At 72.3% G+C, this 16,546-nt stretch carries 14 protein-coding genes; 6 read left to right on the top strand and 8 right to left on the bottom strand.

The features are described 5' to 3' along the window. Positions 1 to 28: 28 nt before the first annotated feature. Complete coding sequence (locus tag AB0J68_RS10700; protein WP_355134542.1) at positions 29 to 1,099, bottom strand: ice-binding family protein; 1,071 nt, start codon at positions 1,097 to 1,099, stop codon at positions 29 to 31. A gap of 273 nt (positions 1,100 to 1,372) precedes the next feature. Here AB0J68_RS10700 and AB0J68_RS10695 point away from each other — a divergent pair, with 273 nt between their 5' ends. Both AB0J68_RS10695 and AB0J68_RS10690 read left to right on the top strand, forming a co-directional pair. Further along, positions 1,373 to 2,587, top strand: a complete 1,215-nt coding sequence (locus AB0J68_RS10695) for a PP2C family protein-serine/threonine phosphatase (RefSeq protein WP_354855594.1) — start codon at positions 1,373 to 1,375, stop codon at positions 2,585 to 2,587. A gap of 68 nt (positions 2,588 to 2,655) precedes the next feature. Next, entirely contained in the window at positions 2,656 to 3,723 is a 1,068-nt protein-coding gene (locus AB0J68_RS10690; RefSeq protein ID WP_355066620.1) for a DUF2855 family protein, read from the top strand. Between the two features lie 8 nt (positions 3,724 to 3,731). Here AB0J68_RS10690 and AB0J68_RS10685 read toward each other — a convergent pair whose 3' ends face one another. Beyond that, positions 3,732 to 4,532 carry an SDR family oxidoreductase gene (locus AB0J68_RS10685; protein WP_363937747.1) on the bottom strand — a complete coding sequence of 267 codons (801 nt, stop codon included), beginning with the start codon at positions 4,530 to 4,532 and terminating at the stop codon, positions 3,732 to 3,734. Between the two features lie 316 nt (positions 4,533 to 4,848). Here AB0J68_RS10685 and AB0J68_RS10680 point away from each other — a divergent pair, with 316 nt between their 5' ends. From AB0J68_RS10680 to AB0J68_RS10670, 3 genes are all read left to right on the top strand, one after another. Continuing rightward, a complete protein-coding gene (locus AB0J68_RS10680) occupies positions 4,849 to 5,031 on the top strand; it encodes a hypothetical protein (RefSeq protein ID WP_354855611.1) in 183 nt (60 codons plus the stop codon). A gap of 81 nt (positions 5,032 to 5,112) precedes the next feature. Beyond that, on the top strand, positions 5,113 to 6,948 hold the full coding sequence (locus tag AB0J68_RS10675; protein WP_363937746.1) for a sigma-70 family RNA polymerase sigma factor: 1,836 nt from the start codon (positions 5,113 to 5,115) through the stop codon (positions 6,946 to 6,948). After that, on the top strand, positions 6,945 to 7,568 hold the full coding sequence (locus AB0J68_RS10670) for a DUF305 domain-containing protein (protein ID WP_363937743.1): 624 nt from the start codon (positions 6,945 to 6,947) through the stop codon (positions 7,566 to 7,568). The genes AB0J68_RS10675 and AB0J68_RS10670 overlap by 4 nt, the downstream gene beginning before the upstream one ends. Before the next feature lie 4 nt (positions 7,569 to 7,572). Here the strand turns inward: AB0J68_RS10670 and AB0J68_RS10665 are convergent, their stop codons facing one another. The 3 genes from AB0J68_RS10665 to AB0J68_RS10655 are packed head-to-tail and all read right to left on the bottom strand — an operon-like array spanning position 7,573 to position 13,215. Beyond that, positions 7,573 to 10,440: an FAD-binding and (Fe-S)-binding domain-containing protein gene (locus AB0J68_RS10665; RefSeq protein WP_363937740.1), complete on the bottom strand. Its 2,868-nt coding sequence runs from the start codon at positions 10,438 to 10,440 to the stop codon at positions 7,573 to 7,575. Between the two features lie 25 nt (positions 10,441 to 10,465). Beyond that, positions 10,466 to 11,638 carry an anhydro-N-acetylmuramic acid kinase gene (locus AB0J68_RS10660; protein ID WP_363937737.1) on the bottom strand — a complete coding sequence of 391 codons (1,173 nt, stop codon included), beginning with the start codon at positions 11,636 to 11,638 and terminating at the stop codon, positions 10,466 to 10,468. 11 nt (positions 11,639 to 11,649) lie between these two features. Then, complete coding sequence (locus AB0J68_RS10655) at positions 11,650 to 13,215, bottom strand: sodium:solute symporter (protein ID WP_354855601.1); 1,566 nt, start codon at positions 13,213 to 13,215, stop codon at positions 11,650 to 11,652. A 188-nt stretch (positions 13,216 to 13,403) separates the two neighbouring features. Between AB0J68_RS10655 and murQ the strand changes: the two genes are divergently transcribed. Beyond that, positions 13,404 to 14,297: an N-acetylmuramic acid 6-phosphate etherase gene (murQ, locus tag AB0J68_RS10650; RefSeq protein WP_355066613.1), complete on the top strand. Its 894-nt coding sequence runs from the start codon at positions 13,404 to 13,406 to the stop codon at positions 14,295 to 14,297. A 40-nt stretch (positions 14,298 to 14,337) separates the two neighbouring features. Here the strand turns inward: murQ and AB0J68_RS10645 are convergent, their stop codons facing one another. From AB0J68_RS10645 to AB0J68_RS10635, 3 genes are all read right to left on the bottom strand, one after another. Continuing rightward, on the bottom strand, positions 14,338 to 15,588 hold the full coding sequence (locus AB0J68_RS10645) for a GAF domain-containing protein (RefSeq protein ID WP_354855603.1): 1,251 nt from the start codon (positions 15,586 to 15,588) through the stop codon (positions 14,338 to 14,340). 182 nt (positions 15,589 to 15,770) lie between these two features. Next, positions 15,771 to 15,977, bottom strand: coding sequence for a hypothetical protein (locus AB0J68_RS10640; protein WP_355066612.1), 207 nt, complete (start codon positions 15,975 to 15,977; stop codon positions 15,771 to 15,773). Then, positions 15,935 to 16,336, bottom strand: a complete 402-nt coding sequence (locus AB0J68_RS10635; protein WP_355134558.1) for a YbaB/EbfC family nucleoid-associated protein — start codon at positions 16,334 to 16,336, stop codon at positions 15,935 to 15,937. Before AB0J68_RS10635 ends, AB0J68_RS10640 begins: the two co-directional genes overlap by 43 nt. Positions 16,337 to 16,546: the final 210 nt, after the last annotated feature.

Below are 16,546 nucleotides of genomic sequence, written 5' to 3'. Positions count from 1 at the left end.
CCGGTCAACCGGCCGCCGGGGCACCTGTTCAGGACTCGAGCTGTCGGCGTCGGCGCAGAAGGAGCAGCAGGGCTGCGCCGCTGGCGACGGCGATGCTGCCGACCGCGGTCAGGGCGGGCAGCAGGCCGCCGCCGCCCCTACCGCCGGTGACGGGCAACTCGGTGCGGGTGGGGACCAGCGTTGGCTGGCCGGTCGGGGTGCCCGTGGGCTGCCCGGTCGGTGTCCCGGTGGGCTGCCCGGTCGGGGTGCCAGTCGGCGTGCCGGTCGGGGTCCCGGTTGGCGTGCCGGTTGGCGTCCCGGTCGGGGTGCTGGTGGGCGTGCCGGTCGGTGTCCCGGTCGGGGTCGACGTGGGGGTTCCCGTCGGCTGAAGGCAGACGGGTGCGTTGATGGTGTTGGTGTCGAGGGTGACCGCCCCGGTCTGTGCCAGGGCGCGGCCCTGGAGGGTGGCGCCGGTGTTCATGGTGATCGAGGTCTGGGCCAGGATGTTGCCCATGAAGCGGGTGCCGGTGCCGATCGTGGCCGAGCTGCCCACCTGCCAGTAGACGTTGCAGGGCGAGGCGCCGTTGATGAACACCACGCTGCTGTTCGAGGCGGTGATGAGGGTGGAGTCGATCTGGAAGATGAACACCGCCGCCGGGTCGTTCTGACTGTTGAGCGTCAACGTCCCGGTCAGCTGTGCGGCGCCGATCCGGTAGACGCCCGGAGTCAGTGTGGTGCCGCCCAGCTCGGCGGGCAGGTTGGTGAACGGCGTCCGGCCGGCGGCGTCGTTGTACGCGGTGGTCAGATCGTTCTTGGCCTGCAGTGCCACGGCGTCGCCGAGGTGGATCTCCCCGCCGACGATGCCGGGCGGAAAGCCGGGTGCGGTGTTGCCGGGGCTGACGCCGAGGCTCTGCGCCAGGAAGCTCGGCCCGGTGTTGGTGGCCGTCGAGCCCGCCAGCACGGAGAAGTTCGCCGCCGTTCCGAGGTTGACCGGCGCCTCGGCCGCGCTCGCGCCGGTGCCGCTGAAGATGAGGACGGCGACTGCCGCTCCGCCGGCGGCGACGGCCGTCAACGCGGACATGACCGCGCGTCGAGGTCGGCGCAATAGTGTGGTTGTCACGATATGCCCTTTCACGAATGCGTCTCACCGGACGCCGGCCGAGTCGGCGGTTGACAGCCGCACTCCGAACCGCAGATGGGACGTATTGAACTTTTGCACATCTAATGCCTCAAAATTCCCTTAACGCTCAATATGGCCGCAGCTGACCGGCATTCGCCTCTCGGTGGCGCACCGGGCCGGGCGGCTGCAGGGAGTCCCTCGTCTCGTACGGGCTCCGCACGTTGGCAGTTCGCCGCCGGGCTTCTACGGTGGTCAGGACACGGGAGGTGGAGCTTGGTCGACGCCGGCGACGCGGCGCGTTGGTTGCAGCTCAACGCACCCCGGGGCGGGCCGGACGAGTTGGCGCTTCTGGTCACCCGGGCCGCGCCGGCAATCGGTGCCACCGAGATCGTGATCTATCTGGCCGACTACAACCAGTCCTGTCTCGTGCCCCTGCTGGGCGCCGGCCTCGCCCGGGACGAGCTGACGATCGACACGACCCTGGCCGGTCGGGCGTTCACCACCCTCGAGGTGCAGCGTGCCGCCGACAACCCGGATCGGCTCTGGGTGCCGCTGCTGCTCGGCTGCGAGCGGCTGGGTGTGCTGGAGGTCGTGTCGCCGGCCGCCGCCGACACGGCGCTGGACGGGCCGGCCTGGGAGTTGGCGGTCAACGTCGCCCAGGTCCTGGTGAACCGCCGGCTCTACGGCGATGTCGTCGAGCGGATGCGGCGACGCCTGCCGATGCAGGTCGCCGCCGAGATCGTGTGGGGGCTGCTGCCGCCGCTGACCTTCGCGACCGACGACCTGGTGGTCACCGCGATCCTCGAACCGTGCTACGACGTCGGCGGCGACATCTTCGACTACGCGCTGAACGGCGACGTGCTCAGCCTCGGGCTCTTCGACACCTGCGGGCACGGCATCAAGGCGAGCACCCTGGCCTCGCTGGCGGTCAGCGCGTACCGCAACGCCCGCCGGTCCGGCCTCGACCTCGTCGACACGGCCATCAGCATCGACCGGTGGGTGCGCTCCGAGCACCCCAGCTACTTCGCCACCGCGCTGCTCGCCGAACTGGACCGGCGCACCGGTCGGCTCCGGATCATCAACGCGGGGCACCCCGGCGCCATGCTGCTGCGCGACGGCAAGGCCATCCGGGAGCTGCCGGGGCCGACCGCGCTGCCGCTCGGCCTGGGTCACCTGTCGCAGGCACGACCCCAGGTGTACGAGGAGGAGCTGCACCCCGGCGACCGCATCCTCGCCTACACCGACGGCATCACCGACGCGAAGAGCATCGACGGGGAGCGGTTCGGGCTAGACCGGCTCGTCGACTTCGTCAACCGTGCCCTCAACGACGGGCTGCCCAGCCCGGAGACGATGCGCCGCCTGGTGCGCGCCGTCCTCGCGTACCAGGACGAGCAGCTCGACGACGACGCCACGGCCCTGTTCCTGGAGTGGCAGCCCCCGCACCTGCCGTTGGGGCACCTGCGGCACGTCACCGCGCCCCAGCCCTGACCGCCGAGTGGGATTTTGCACTCCCAGTGCACTTGTCTTTAGAATTCGGGGCTGTCTAGCGTCACACCATGGCTGACTCGTGGACCTTCGCCGTGGCCCGTGCCGACCTCCGCCAGACCACGCTCGCCGACGCCGAGGCGCCCGCGCTGCCCGACGGCGCGGCGCTGCTGCGCGTCGACCGCGTCGGCCTCACCGCCAACAACGTGACCTACGCGGTGCTCGGCGACGCGATGCGCTACTGGGAGTTCTTTCCGCCCGGCCCCCGCGGGCTCGGGCCGCAGTGGGGGCTTCCGCCGCTGTGGGGCTTCGCCGACGTGCTCGCCTCGACGGTTGCCGGGGTCGAGGTCGGCCAACGGGTCTACGGTTACCTGCCGCCCGCCGGCCACCTGGTGGTCCGGCCGGACCGGGTCGACGCGTCCGGGTTCCGCGACGCGAGCCCGCACCGGGCCGAGCTGCCCTCGCCGTACAACGCGTACCGGTCGACCACTTCAGACCCGGTCTACCAGGCCGGGCAGGAGGACCTGCTGATCCTCTTCCGGCCGCTGTTCTTCACCTCGTTCATGTTGGCCGACCAGGTCGTCGACAACGACTTCTACGGCGCGCGGTCGATCGTTCTGTCGTCGGCGTCGAGCAAGACCGCGTACGCTGCCGCGTCCGAACTGCACGGTCGCGGCCCGCGACTGGTCGGGCTCACCTCGCCCGGCAACGTCGCGTTCACACGGTCACTCGGCTGCTATGACGACGTCGTCGCGTACGACGACATCGACGCCCTCGACGCGGTCGCCACCGTGTACCTCGACCTGTCCGGAGCCCCCGCGACCCGGACCGCGCTGCGCGCTCACCTCGGCGACCGGCTCGTCCGGGACATCGCGGTCGGGCTCACCAACCAGACGCCGAACGCGGACGCCGCCGGGGAGGTCTTCTTCGCGCCGGTGCAGATGCGCAAGCGCAGCCGGGACTGGGGCCGCGACGGGCTCGACAGGCGGTTCACCGACGCCTGGCAGCGGTTCGTCCCGGCGGTGAGCGGGTGGCTCGACGTGCGGGTCGGCAACGGTCCCGAGGCGCTGCGACACGCGTGGCTCGACGTCCTCGCCGGTCGTACGCCGCCTCGGGTCGGCCACGTCGTCCAGCTCTGAGCCGGCCGTTACGGGACGATCGCGTCCACGTAGCCGCCGTCGACCCGGACCGCCGCGCCCGTCGTCGCGGAGGCGAGCGGAGAGGCGAGGTAGACGACCATGTTGGCGATCTCCTCGGGCTCGATGAGCCGCTGGAGCAGCGACTGCGGCCGGTGCAGCCGCATGAACTCCCGCTGCGCCTCGTCCCACGGCAGGCTGTCGCCGACGAGTTCGGCCACGAAGTCCTCCACGCCCCCGGTGTGGGTCGGCCCGGCCAGCACCGAGTTGACTGTCACGCCGGTGCCGGCGGCGGCCTTCGCGAACCCGCGCGAGACGCCGAGCAGAGCCGTCTTCGAGACGCCATAGTGGATCATCTCGGCGGGGATGGCGACCGCCGAGTCACTGGCGATGTACTGCACCCGCCCCCAGTCGCGTTCCATCATCCCGGGCAGGTAGGCGCGGGTCAGCCGGACGCCGGCCAGCACGTTCACCTCGAAGTAGCGACGCCACTCCTCGTCCGAGATCTCCAGCGCCGGAGTGGGGCCGAAGACGCCGAGATTGTTGACCAGGATGTCGACGCTGGGCAGGAGGTCGAGCGCGCGGGCCGTACCGTCGTCGGTCGACACGTCGGCGTCCACCTCGACGACCTCGGCGCCGGGGACCTCGCCGCGCAGCGCCGTGGCCGCGCGCTCGACCGAGGCGGCGGTACGGCCGTTCACGGCCACCCGGGCCCCCGCGCGGGCGAGCCCGACCGTGATGGCGGCGCCGATTCCCTGGGTCGAGCCCGTCACCAGCGCGGTCCTGCCGGCGAGATCGATCTGAACCGTCATGGCTGTCCTGTCCGTTCGCACCACACCGAACCCTGGTCGGGGGACGGCTTCCGCAAACTCGACCGTAGCCGTGCCGGCCCGACCCGGCAGGGTGAGTCGGACAGTTCACGGCCCCGCCTCGGCTGGGGCGGAAACCGCTGGTCATCCGCCGTGGCGTTGGTCCAGCACCCGCCGGTCGTCCCCTGCCGCTAGGCTGTGGGTGCGGGCACCGATGGCCCATCGCCGGGCCCGCCCCTCCGCCTCCCACGGCTTCGAAGCTGCCGATGACTGAGTCGAGCGCTGCCGTGCACATCTTTTGGAGCACCTCGTGCCCGATATGACCTCCGCCCGCAACCCCTTCACCATCGAGGGGGGCAGGGTCGTCGACGACGAGCGCAGTCCGGCCGCGGACGTCAGTGCCGCGTCCATGACCCGCCTGCGTACCCCCTTCGCGGCCGAGGCCGAGTCCGGCGCGCCGGCCGACCGGCCCGGCCGACCGGAGGAGAAAACCGTAATCTGACCCGCCGCCGCTCGTCTCCGATCACGAGGCGGTCAGCGCGCACGCGCGCCGACCGGACCGAGCGCAGGAGGAGTGGGACCCATGTCGTCAGCCGGTCGGGCAGCACCCGATCCCGGGCTGGTCGTCGCGGCTCGACAGGGCGACCGGCGCGCTCTCGACGACGTCGTGGCGGCCTCGCTTCCGCTGGTCTACAACATCGTCGGGCGTGCGCTCCGCGGCCACGCCGACGTCGACGACGTGGTCCAGGAGACGTTGGTACGGGTGATCCGGCACCTGCCCGCGCTCAACGACCCGGCGGCGTACCGGTCCTGGCTCGTGGCGATCACCATCCGCCAGGTGCGCGACTGGGACCAGCGTCGCCGCATCGCCCTCAACCGGGACGCCGGGCTCGACGCGATCCACAACGTGCCCGACCCCGCCTCCGACTTCGCCGGGATGACGATCCTCCGGCTCGGCCTCACCGACCAACGACGTGAGGTCGCCGAAGCGACCCGCTGGCTCGACCCGGACGACCAGGAACTGCTCTCGCTCTGGTGGCTGGAGGAGACCGGCGAGCTGACGCGTGCCGAGATCGCCGAGGCCGCGAGTCTGTCGCCGGGACACGTCGCGGTGCGCATCCACCGGATGAAGGAGCAGATCCAGAGCGCCCGGGGCGTCGTCCGCGCCCTGCGTGCCCGCCCTGGCTGCCCGGACCTGCGCGCGGTGGCGGCCGAGTGGGACGGCACTCCCAGCCCGCTGTGGCGCAAGCGGCTGGCCCGACACATCCGTGACTGCGCGTTCTGCGGGCACCTGGGCACCACGTTCCTGCCGATCGACAGGCTGCTCGCCGGGATGCCGATGCTGCCACTGCCGGCCGGCATCAGCGCCCACGTCCCGAGCGCGACCGTGCCCCCGGCCGCCGCGCCGGCCGTCGGACCGCATCCCCCGGGCGTCGCCGAGCTTGCGGTGCACGCGCCCCGTGGTGTGGTTCCTTACCTGGCCGCCGGAGTGGTTGCCGCGGTCCTCGCGATCACCACGGTGGTGGTGGTGCTGCCGGACGATCCGGCCGCCGGGCCCTCCTGGGCCGTCCCGCCGCCCGCGGCGCCCACCACCGCCGCCTCCGCGTCCGCCTCCCCGAGCAGCGCGCCGTCACCGAGCGCGCGCCCCACGTCGAAGGCCCCGGTCGCACCGGCGGCGGTCAGCTCCGCGCGCAAGGGCGTCGGGGTGTGGAACTTCGCCGGAGCGAGCCAGGCGTTGGCCAGCTCGAAGGCCGGCTGGTACTACACCTGGGGCACCCAGCACCCGGGGATCAGCACTCCGCGCGGCGGGACGTTCGTACCCATGATCCGCAGCGCGGAGAACGTCACCGCCGCGGAGCTGGCCCGGGCCAGAGCCGCCGGGCCGTACCTGCTCACCTTCAACGAGCCGGACCTGCCCGAACAGGCGAACATGACAGTCGAGCAGGCCCTGGACCTGTGGCCGCAACTGATGGCGACGGGCAGCAGGCTGGGCAGCCCGGCGGTCGCCTGGGGCGGCCCGGACCCGCAGGGTTGGCTGGACCGGTTCATGACCGGCGCCGAGGCCCGAGGTCACCGGGTGGACTTCATCACCCTGCACTGGTACGGCGCCGACTTCACGACCGCCGCGGCGGTAAACCAGCTTCGGCAGTACCTGCAGGCCGTCCACCAGCGGTACCAGAAGCCGATCTGGCTGACCGAGTTCGCTCTGATCCGCTACGACGGCGGGCGTCAACAGTTTCCGAGCCAGGAGCAGCAGGCGGCCTTCCTCACCGCGGCTGCCGGCATGCTCGGCCAACTCTCCTACGTGCAGCGATACGCCTGGTTCGGCCTCCCCGCCACCGACAAGGACCGGTCCGGGTTGTTCAGCGACGGCACCACGCCGACAGCGATCGGCCGCGCGTTCCAGGCCGCGCGTTGAACAGGCTGTCCGGGCGGGCCGGGCGGGCCGGGCGGATCGTCGGCGTCGTCGCGACGCTGGCCGCGACGGCGCTGGCCGTCGGTCTGACCTGGGATGCGGGCCGCACCGACCGGACCGCCGCGCCCGCGTCAGCCGCTCCCGCGCCGACTCCGCCGGTACTGCTCAACGGCACCGATGACGCCTTCATCCAGCTGCTGCTCCCGATGAACGAGGGTGCGCTCGCGTTGATCGACGCCCTCGACGATCGTCCGTCGGCCGCCGACCCTGCGCTGCGCGCCGTCCTCGGCGACATCCGGGCGGCGCACCGGGCCGAGTCGGTGGAACTGCGCAGGCTGCTGGCCGCCGGCAACATGCCGGAACAGAACATCCATGCGGGGCATCAGATGCCCGGCATGGTCACCGAGGCCGCTCTCGCCGAGCTGCGCGCCGCTCCCGAGGCCGAGGTGCGGTCCCGGACCGTCGGTCTGATCCGGGCGCACCTCGCGCAGACCGTCGTGCTGTGCCGGGGCGAACAGACCGCCGGAGGCAGCCCGGAGGTGAAGACCCTCGCCGGCCGGATCCAAAAGGCGCGGGCTGCCGAACTGAACGCTCTGGGACGGCAGAGGGCTGAGCAGCAGTGACGGGCTAGGCCGGCGGCTCGATCGCCTCGACGAGCACCTGGAGCACGTGCCGGTACGACTGCCCGGTGGCCCGGCTCATGCCCATCTCGCAGGTGCGGTTGCAGGAGGCGTACGCGTCGTGGTCGCGTTGGTTGACCTCGGCGGCCTGCGCGGCGGTGGCGCCGCTGGTGACCTCCGGATGCAGCAGCCCCCGGTCTCCGGCGAACGCGCAGCATCCCCAGCTGTCCGGCACGGTCACGGTGTCGGCGACCGCCCGGGCCACGGTGTGCAGGTCGTCGATGCCGCCGAGGTGCACGGTGGAGCACGTGGGGTGCAGGGCCAGCGAGCCCAGCCGCCGGGGTTCGGGCAGCGCCGGCAGGAGGTGTTCGGCGGTGAAGGTGACGCTGTCGACGAAGCGCAGAGCGGCGTACCGTGCCCGGTCTTTTTCGGCCAGCGCGGCGGTCAGCTGGGTCAGCCCGTGAGTGCAGGACGACGCGTCGCACACGATGGGCAGGCGGCCCTGGTCGCTGGCCGTCCACAGCGCGGCCAGGGTCCGCTCGGCCATCTCGCGGTGGCCGGCGGGGTAGCCCTTGGACTGCCAGGGCGTCCCGCAGCACAGCCCCGCCGTCTCGGCCGGCACGACCACCGGCACCCGCGCCAGCTCGCACAGGCGCAGGAACGCCGCCGCCGAGCCGCCGGACGGGCCGTCCTCCGGTGCGAAGACGCTGCCGATGCACGCCGCGAAGAACACCGCCCGTGCGTCCGGCGCGCTGCGTGGCTCGGGGCGGGGCCCGCCGGCGCGCGGCATGTCGGCGCTCCACTGTGGTACGAGTTCGGTGGCGCCGAGTGCACGGATCACCCCGGTGGCGGCGCGGGTCAGCGGTGTCGGCACGGCGTGTGCGGCGTTCAGCCCGACCCGGACGCCGGCCACGGCGCCCTTCCAGTGCCGGGCGACACCGCGGGCGGTGCGCTGGGCGAGTGGGCTGTGCCGCTCCGCGCGCAGTCGCTTCATCGCCGCGCCGGTGTCGATGCCGACCGGGCAGGCGGTGACGCAGAGGCTGTCGGCGGCGCAGCTGTCCACCGCGGCGTAGTCGTAGTCGGCGGTCAGCTCCCGGCGGCGTTCCTCGTCCCCGGCGGCCGTGGCGAGGGCGATCTGCCGTTGCAGGACGATGCGCTGTCGGGGCGTGGTGGTGACGTCGGCGGTGGGGCAGACCGGTTCGCAGTAGCCACACTCCACGCAGGCGTCCAGCTCCTCATCGACTGTCGGGACGGCCTTGAGCTGCCGCAGGTGCACCGTCGGGTCGTCGTTGAGCAGCACGCCGGGGTTGAGCAGGCCGCCCGGGTCGCACAACCGCTTCAGCTCGCGCATCACGTCGTACAGCTCGTCGCCGTACTGTCGCCGGACGAAGGGCGCCATGGCGCGACCGGTGCCGTGCTCGGCCTTGAGTGTTCCCCCCTCGGCGAGCACGAGGTCGACCATGTCGTCAGTGAACCGGGCGTAGCGGTCGATCTCGGCCGGTGTGTCGAAGGACTGGGTCAGCATGAAGTGCAGGTTGCCGTCGCGGGCATGTCCGAAGATCACCGCGTCGGGGTAGCCGTGCCGCTCGAACAGGCGGATCAGCCCGTCGCAGGTGCCGGTGAGGCGCGGCATCGGCACGGCGACGTCCTCCAGCAGGGCCGTGGTGCCGGGCGGGCGGGCGCCGGCGACCGCCGTGTAGAGGCCCTTGCGCAGGTGCCAGAGCTTGGCCCGCTCGCGCGGGTCGTGGGTCAGCTCGGTGCCGGTGACGGCGGGCAGCCGGTCGAGCACGGGCTGGGCGTCGGCCAGCGTCGCGGCCAGCCGCTCCGCGGTGTCCTCGGCGAACTCCACCAGCAGCGCGGCGTGCCCGACGACCGTCAGCCCGCGCAGGGCCGGGCTCGCGTCGGGGTCACGCTGGCTGACCCGCAGCGCGGCGGCGTCGAGCAGTTCGGCGGTACGCGCGCCGGCGGCGAGCAGGGCGGGCAGCGCGTCGGTGGCGGTGCTGAGACCGGGCAGGATCAGCAGGCCGGTGGCGGCATGTCGGTGGATCTCGACGGTCCGGAAGACGGCCTCGGCCACGAAGCCGAGCGTGCCCTCGCTGCCGATCATCAGGTGGGCCAGCATCTCGACCGGGCTGTCGTGGTCGAGCAGCGAGTTCAGTCCGTACCCCATGGTGTTCTTCATGGCGAACAGCCGCTCGATCGTGGCCCGCGACCCCGGCGTCGCGCGCACCCGGTCGCGCAGGCGCAGCAGCCCGGCGTGCAGCTCGGGCTCGGCGGCGCGCAGCCGGTCGTCGGCGTCGCGCGCGGCGGAGTCGACGACGGTGCCGGACGGGAGGACGAAGCGCAGCGACTCCATGGTGCGGTACGCGTTGTCGGTGGTGCCGCAGGTCATCCCGCTGGAATTGTTGGCCACCATGCCGCCCACCGTGCAGGCGGATTCGCTGGCCGGATCCGGTCCGAGCCGGCGGCCGTAGCGGGCCAGCCGGGCGTTGGCCTGCCGGATCGTCAGGCCCGGCTGGAGCCGGATGCGGAGGCCGTCGTCGAGCACCTCGGCGTGCCGCCAGTCGGTGCGCACGTCGACCAGCACGCCCGCGCCGCCGGCCTGCCCGGCGAGGCTGGTGCCGCCACCGCGCAGGGTCAGCGGCACGCCGGCCTCCCGGGCGCCGACCATCAGCGCGCCCACCTCGGCCGCCGAGGCCGCGCGGACCACGGCCTGCGGCTCGAACAGGTACGGCGAGGCGTCGTGCGCCGCCGCCAGCCTCCGGGGCAGCTCGGCGCTGGCCCGGGTCGGATCGTCGAGGCGCGAGCGCAGCAACTCGGCGACCTCGCGGGCGCGGACGCCGGCGGCGCTCGGCACGGGAACGACGGTGCTCATGGGCGATCCTCCCGGGAAGGGGTGGTCAGTCGGCGACGATCAGCATCCGCTCGGGGGCGGTGTCGACCGGCGCCGGCAGCTGCAGCGGTTGGCGGCCGGGGGTGATGCTGCCGAGCACCGAGGCGTGCCGTGCGCCGGTGCCCGAGGGCAGGGTGCCCGGCAGCCCGTGCACGGTCAGGTAGCCCAGCAGCGCGAAGGCCAGTGCCTCCTTGGCGTCGGACGCGACACCCACCTCGTCGCTGGACGTCAGGTGGACGTCCGGCAGCTCGTCGCTGATCATCCGCAGCAGCGTCGGGTTGTGCGCGCCGCCGCCGGAGACGACGAGGCGGGTGACGCCGTGCTCGCGGCAGGCGTCGGCCACCGTGACCGCCGTCAGCCGGGTGAGCGTGGCCAGCACGTCGTTCGGCTCCGGCGTGGGGGCGTCGGCGAGGGCGGCGAGCAGGTACGGCAGGTGGAACAGCTCCTTGCCGGTGCTCTTCGGGCCGGGCTGCCGGTAGTACGGCTCGTCGAGCAGCCGCCGCAGCAGGACCGGGTTGACCTGCCCGGCTGCCGCGCCGCGCCCGTCCCGGTCGTACTCCTCGACGCCGCCGCTGAAGTGGCGGACGGCGGCGTCGAGGAGCGCGTTGGCCGGCCCGGTGTCGAACGCGAGGGGATCCGCGTCCCGCGCGACGACGGTGATGTTGGCGATGCCGCCCAGGTTCAGCGCGGCGGGGACGCCGGGCAGGCCGCGCAGCAGCAGCGCGTCGAACAGGGCGACCAGGGGTGCGCCCTGGCCACCGGCGGCGACGTCGCGGCTGCGCAGGTCGGCCACGACCGGAAGGCCGGTGGCCTCCGCGATCCAGGCCGGCTGACCGAGCTGGAGGGTGCCGCGGACCGTTCCCGCCTCGACCCAGTGGTGCATGGTCTGCCCGTGCGAGACGACCAGGTCGGCGCGGCCGCCGCAGAGTTCCGCGACCGCCCGCACGCCCGCCTCGGCGAAGGTCTGGCCGATGCCGGTGTCCAGCACGCAGATCGCCTCGGTGGTGGTCGTCGCGGGTGGCAGGGCCGCGGCGATCCGGGCGCGCAGCTGGTCGGGGTACGGGTGGCTGAGCCGGCCCAGCGGTCGCATCCGCAGGGTGTCGCCGCTCAGGTCGAACTCGGCTGCGGCGGCTTCGATGCCGTCGTAGGAGGTTCCGGACATCAGGCCGATCACGCGCATCGCGTCCTCCTTCACGCCCGGCCGGCGGGTGCCGTCGCGGCGTCGTCGTCGACCTCGTCGCGTCGTCCATGGTCGTACGGCGTCTCCGGGGCCGGGTGGAACCGGCTCGACACCGCGCCGACGACCAGGGTGATCAGGACGCCGATCGGCACCAGCCACTGCGCGGCGATGGCGGTCGCGGTGGTGGTACCCGCCGTCGTCACGTCGATCTTGACGAAGCGGACGATGTAGGTCATCACCGCCACGGTGACGAGGAAGGCGATGAAGGCGTCGACCTGGTTGGCCCGCTTGACCAGACGGCCGAGCAGGAAGGCCCCGAGCAGCGCCCCGTAGGTGTAGCCCGCGATGGTCAGACCGGTCAGGTAGACGTTTCCGGTGCTGGAGCTGAATGCGCAGGCGAAGATCGCCATCAGCACCGCCCAGACCAGGGTCATCACCCGGGCGAGCCGGAGCATCGCGTCGTCGGACGGGACCTTGCGCGAGAAGCTGTGGATGAAGTCGGCGACGGTGGAGTTCGACATCGAGTTCAACGCCGACGACAGCGAACCCATCGCGGCGCCGAGGATGCCGGCCACCAGCAGACCTGAGATGCCGACCGGCAGGGCGTGCAGGATGAAGCTCGGGTAGAGGTTGTCGCTGCTGGCCAGGCCGAGTTCCTTGAAGGTCTGACCCTTGTTGTACGACCACAGCAGCGCGCCGACCAGGGAGAACGCGGCGAACTGGATGACCACGAAGACGCCCGAGGAGATCATCGCCTTCTGCCCGTCGCGCAGCGTGCGGGTGGACAGGATGCGCTGGACGATCAGCTGGTCCGATCCGTGGCTGGCCATCGCGAAGATGGCACCACCGATGATCGCGGTCGGCAGGGCGAACGGGCTGGTGAGCACGTGCGCGAGGGTGAAGTTGGTGTCGAAGAGCTGGAACTTGCCGGCGTCCAGCGCCTGCGAGTAGCCGTCGAAGCCGACGGCGTGGCTGAGCACCGCGATGGCCAGGATCGCCCCGCCCAGGTACAGCCCCATCTGGATGGCGTCGGTCCAGATGACCGCCTTGATGCCGCCGAGGTAGGTGTAGACCACCGTGATGAGCGTGAGGACCACGATGATGGCCTGGTAGCCGACGTGCAGGCCGAACTCGTCGAGGAGCAGCTTGATGGGGATGGCCGAGGCGAACAGGCGGACACCCTCGGCGAGCAGGCGGGTGAAGACGAACGTGACCGACGCCAGACCCTGAAGTTTCAGGCCAAACCGCTCACCGAGGTACTGGTAGGCGCTGACGAACCCACCCCGTTTGTAGAGCGGGATGAGCACCGTGGCCACGACGACGCGACCGATGACGTAGCCCAGGGCCAGCTCGACGTTGCCGAACCCCTGACCGCTGTAGGCGCCACCCGGCACGCTGATCACGGTCAGGACGCTGGTCTCGGTGGCGACCACGGAGAACGAGACGGTCCACCACGGCAGCCGGCCCTCGCCCACGAAGTAGTCCTTGGCGGATTTCTGCTTGCCGGACAGGCGCAGTCCGACGAAGGCGATCACCACGAGGTACAGCACGATCACGACAAGGTCGAGTTGGCGCACGGTTCACTCCCCACCCAGCGGGTTGTCAATAAGTGACGTTGGCCCACACTAACGCGAAACTTTTTGCCAGCGTCCGTCCGGGCTGGTTACGCTGTGGTTTCAGCCTGCTGATAGAGGGCGCGTTGGCCCAGCAGGACGCGCCCGGTAGCACTCGGCGGCTGAACATCAGCGAGAGGAACGAACACCGGATGGACCTCAGCACCCTCGGCACCGAGACCCGCAACGACAAGACCAGCGACCTCGACCGAATGTCTCCCACCGAGTTGCTTCTCGCGATGAACGACGAGGACCGCTCGGTCGCCGACGCCGTCCGTCGGGCCGTGCCGGACATCGCCGCCGCCGTCGACGTCATCGTGGCGTCGCTACGCCAGGGCGGACGGCTGATCTACCTCGGCGCGGGCACCAGCGGCCGGATCGGCATGCTCGACGCCGTCGAGATCCCACCCACCTTCGGTACGACGCCCGACCGGGTCATCGGTCTGCTCGCCGGCGGGGCACGAGCGTTCGGCGTCGCCGTCGAGGGCGCCGAGGACGACCCGACCCGCGCCGTCGCCGACCTCGACGCGGTCGGCCTGACCGCCCGCGACACGGTGGTCGGGCTCGCCGCCAGCGGCCGTACCCCGTACGTGGTCGGCGGGTTGGATCACGCCCGCGCGCGCGGCGCGGCGACCGTCTCCGTGGCCTGCAACACCGACGCCGTGATCAGCCGGCACGCCGACGTCGCCATCGAGGTGCCCACCGGCCCCGAGGTGCTCACCGGCTCCACCCGGCTCAAGGCCGGCACCGCCGAGAAGCTCGTCTGCAACATGCTCTCGACCGCCACGATGGCCCGGCTCGGCAAGGTCTACGGCAACCTCATGGTGGACATGAACGCCACCAACGCCAAGCTCGTCGACCGGGCACGCCGGATCGTCGCCGAGGCCGCCGACACCGACCTCGACACGGCCGCGCGGGCGCTCGCGGCGGCGCACGGGCACGCCAAGACGGCCATCGTGCTGCTGCTCGCCCACTGCACGGCCGAGGAGGCCGCTGCACGGCTGCGCGCCGCCGACGATGACGTCCGGGCGGCCGTCGCGGCCTGACCGCAACGCGTCGCGCGTCGTCGCTGGCGTGCCCCGGTGGTCAGCGGTTCAGGTAGGCGGCCAGGCCGCCGAGCTCCTCGCTCGCGATGAACACCGACCGCACGTTGAGGATGGCCTCCTCGACGTGGGCCTCGCAGCCCCACGCCGCATCACCCCACGAATCGGCGATCTTGATCTTCGCTGGTGCGGCGCACCCCTGGTCGCCGCCGAGCTGGCAGTGCTCGGGGTGCGGTCGGGCGGCCTGTGCGGCCGCGGCGGCGCGCATCCGGTCGGCGAGTTCCGCGGCGGCGGTGGCGCGCTGCTCGGCCTCGGCGCGCAGCTGCCGCTCCGCGCGTACCGCCTTGGCCAGCTCCTCATGCGCGGCCTTGGCGCGTGCTTCGGCGGCCGTCTTCGCCTGCTCGACGTGGTGGCGTTCGATGGCCAGGGCCGCGGTGTCGGCGAAGACCCGGGCCAGAGCGAGATCGGCGTCCTGCGGGACACGCGGGGTGCGGTGGTACATGGCGAAGGTGCCCAACAGGCTGCCGTCGCGGGCCAGGATCGGCATCGACCAGCAGGCGGCGAGGCCGGCCCGCTCGGCCAGGTCGCGGAAGTCGTCCCAGAACGGGTCGTTGGCGATGTCGGTGACGATGACTGGTTCCCGCCGGTGCGCGGCGGTGCCGCACGAGCCGACGCCCTCGCCGGTGGCGATCCCGTCGATGGCCTGGTTGTAGAACTCGGGCAGGCTCGGTGCGGCGCCGTGGCGCAGGTGCCGGCCGTCCGGATCGGCGAGCAGCACGGAGACGAGCACCTGCTCCGGCGCCAGGTTTTCGATGCAGCGGGCCATTCCGTCGAGCACCTCGGCCAGGGGCGCCTGGCGGGCGATCTGCTCCAGCATGGCGCGGTGTTCGGCCATCAACCGCTGGGCGTGCTTGACCTGCGTGGTCTCCACACCGATCACGCGGATCCCGGTCACGGTGCCGCTGGCGTCGCGGCGTGGCTCGTAGGTGAAGTCGAAGAACGCCTCCCGCGCGTGCGGACCGGTCCCCAGCACGACCCGGGCGTCCCGACCGGTGTAGGGCTCACCCGTGCGGTAGACCTCGTCCAGCAGAGCGACGAAGCCCTGACCGGCCAACTCGGGCATCAGCTCGGCGATCGGGACCCCGGTGCGCGCCCGTTCCTCACCGATGGTGGCGAAGAACGCCGGGTTCGCCGTCTCCACCACATGCGTCGGCCCCACGAGCGACGCGAAAACGGCGATGGACTGCCCGAACAGCGCCCGCAGATCCTCCTCGGCCGTCTCCCCGGCACTCACCGCAGTCGACCGCTGGCCCGATACCGCCGTCATGCCGTGGTCGCCCCTCTCCTGTACGACTTCGTCGGATGGCTCATGGTCCGCCGCCCGCTGACGGTCGCCAGAGTACGGGGAAGACCGCGAAGCCGCCGTGCAGCGTACCGATGCTCAGGCAGCGGCTGTCGTACCGGTGCGGCGGCGGCTCAGCCGCTCTCGTCCACGAACTTGTAGTAGCTCATCCGGAAGCGTTGCAGCAGGGCGCGCATGAAGTCCGGACCGGCCTCCGGCGGCACCCGCTCCGCGCCGACCGGCACACCGTTGTCGTAGAAGTCCTGTGCGAGCGCGCCCCACTCGGGGTCGACGATGGTCAGCGACACCGCCTGGCCCGGCTGCCAACGGAACTCGGCCACCCGCCGGTTGGTGTGCTGGGCGAACGTGCGGAATCGGCGCCGACGGTCTCCGCCGCGGCCTCCGCCACCTGCGGTGCCAGGCGCCCCTGCGCCCGGCGCATCACCGCCAGCACCTCGGCGGCGATCTCGTCCGCCCGCCACCGCAACACCCGGTCGTCGAGTCGAAGGTCGGTCATGGCGCCGGACGCGGCGACGGTCACCTGGACCGCGCCGTCCGCACCGTCGGCGGTCGCCGACAGCGCCGCCACCCGCTCGGACAATTCCTGCGCCCGGGCGGCCCGCTCGGAGATGCCCGCCGACCAGGAGGCGACGAACCGCTCGGTCGCCGCGCCGAAGTCGCCGCTGGGAAACTGCGCCATCAGACCTCCCCGTGTGACGGCTGCCGGCCGCCTCGGGGGTGACACCGGGGGCGCGGCCACCACACGATACGTCCTGACCCTCCGACGTGGAGTCCGCGCGGCGGCTGTCCGCACGGACGGCGGGCCGGCGCGCAGCTTTGGGGGCCGGCCGGGCGCAAACGGGGAGGGGGGGCGGGCGGGCACCGACCCCCCAACCCCCGCCGAACACCG

This window comes from Micromonospora sp. NPDC049580 (genome assembly GCF_040675595.1).
GTDB lineage: Bacteria > Actinomycetota > Actinomycetes > Mycobacteriales > Micromonosporaceae > Micromonospora.
The sequence above is the reverse complement of the archived record's forward strand: the minus strand, read 5'-3'. Positions and strand labels throughout refer to the sequence as shown.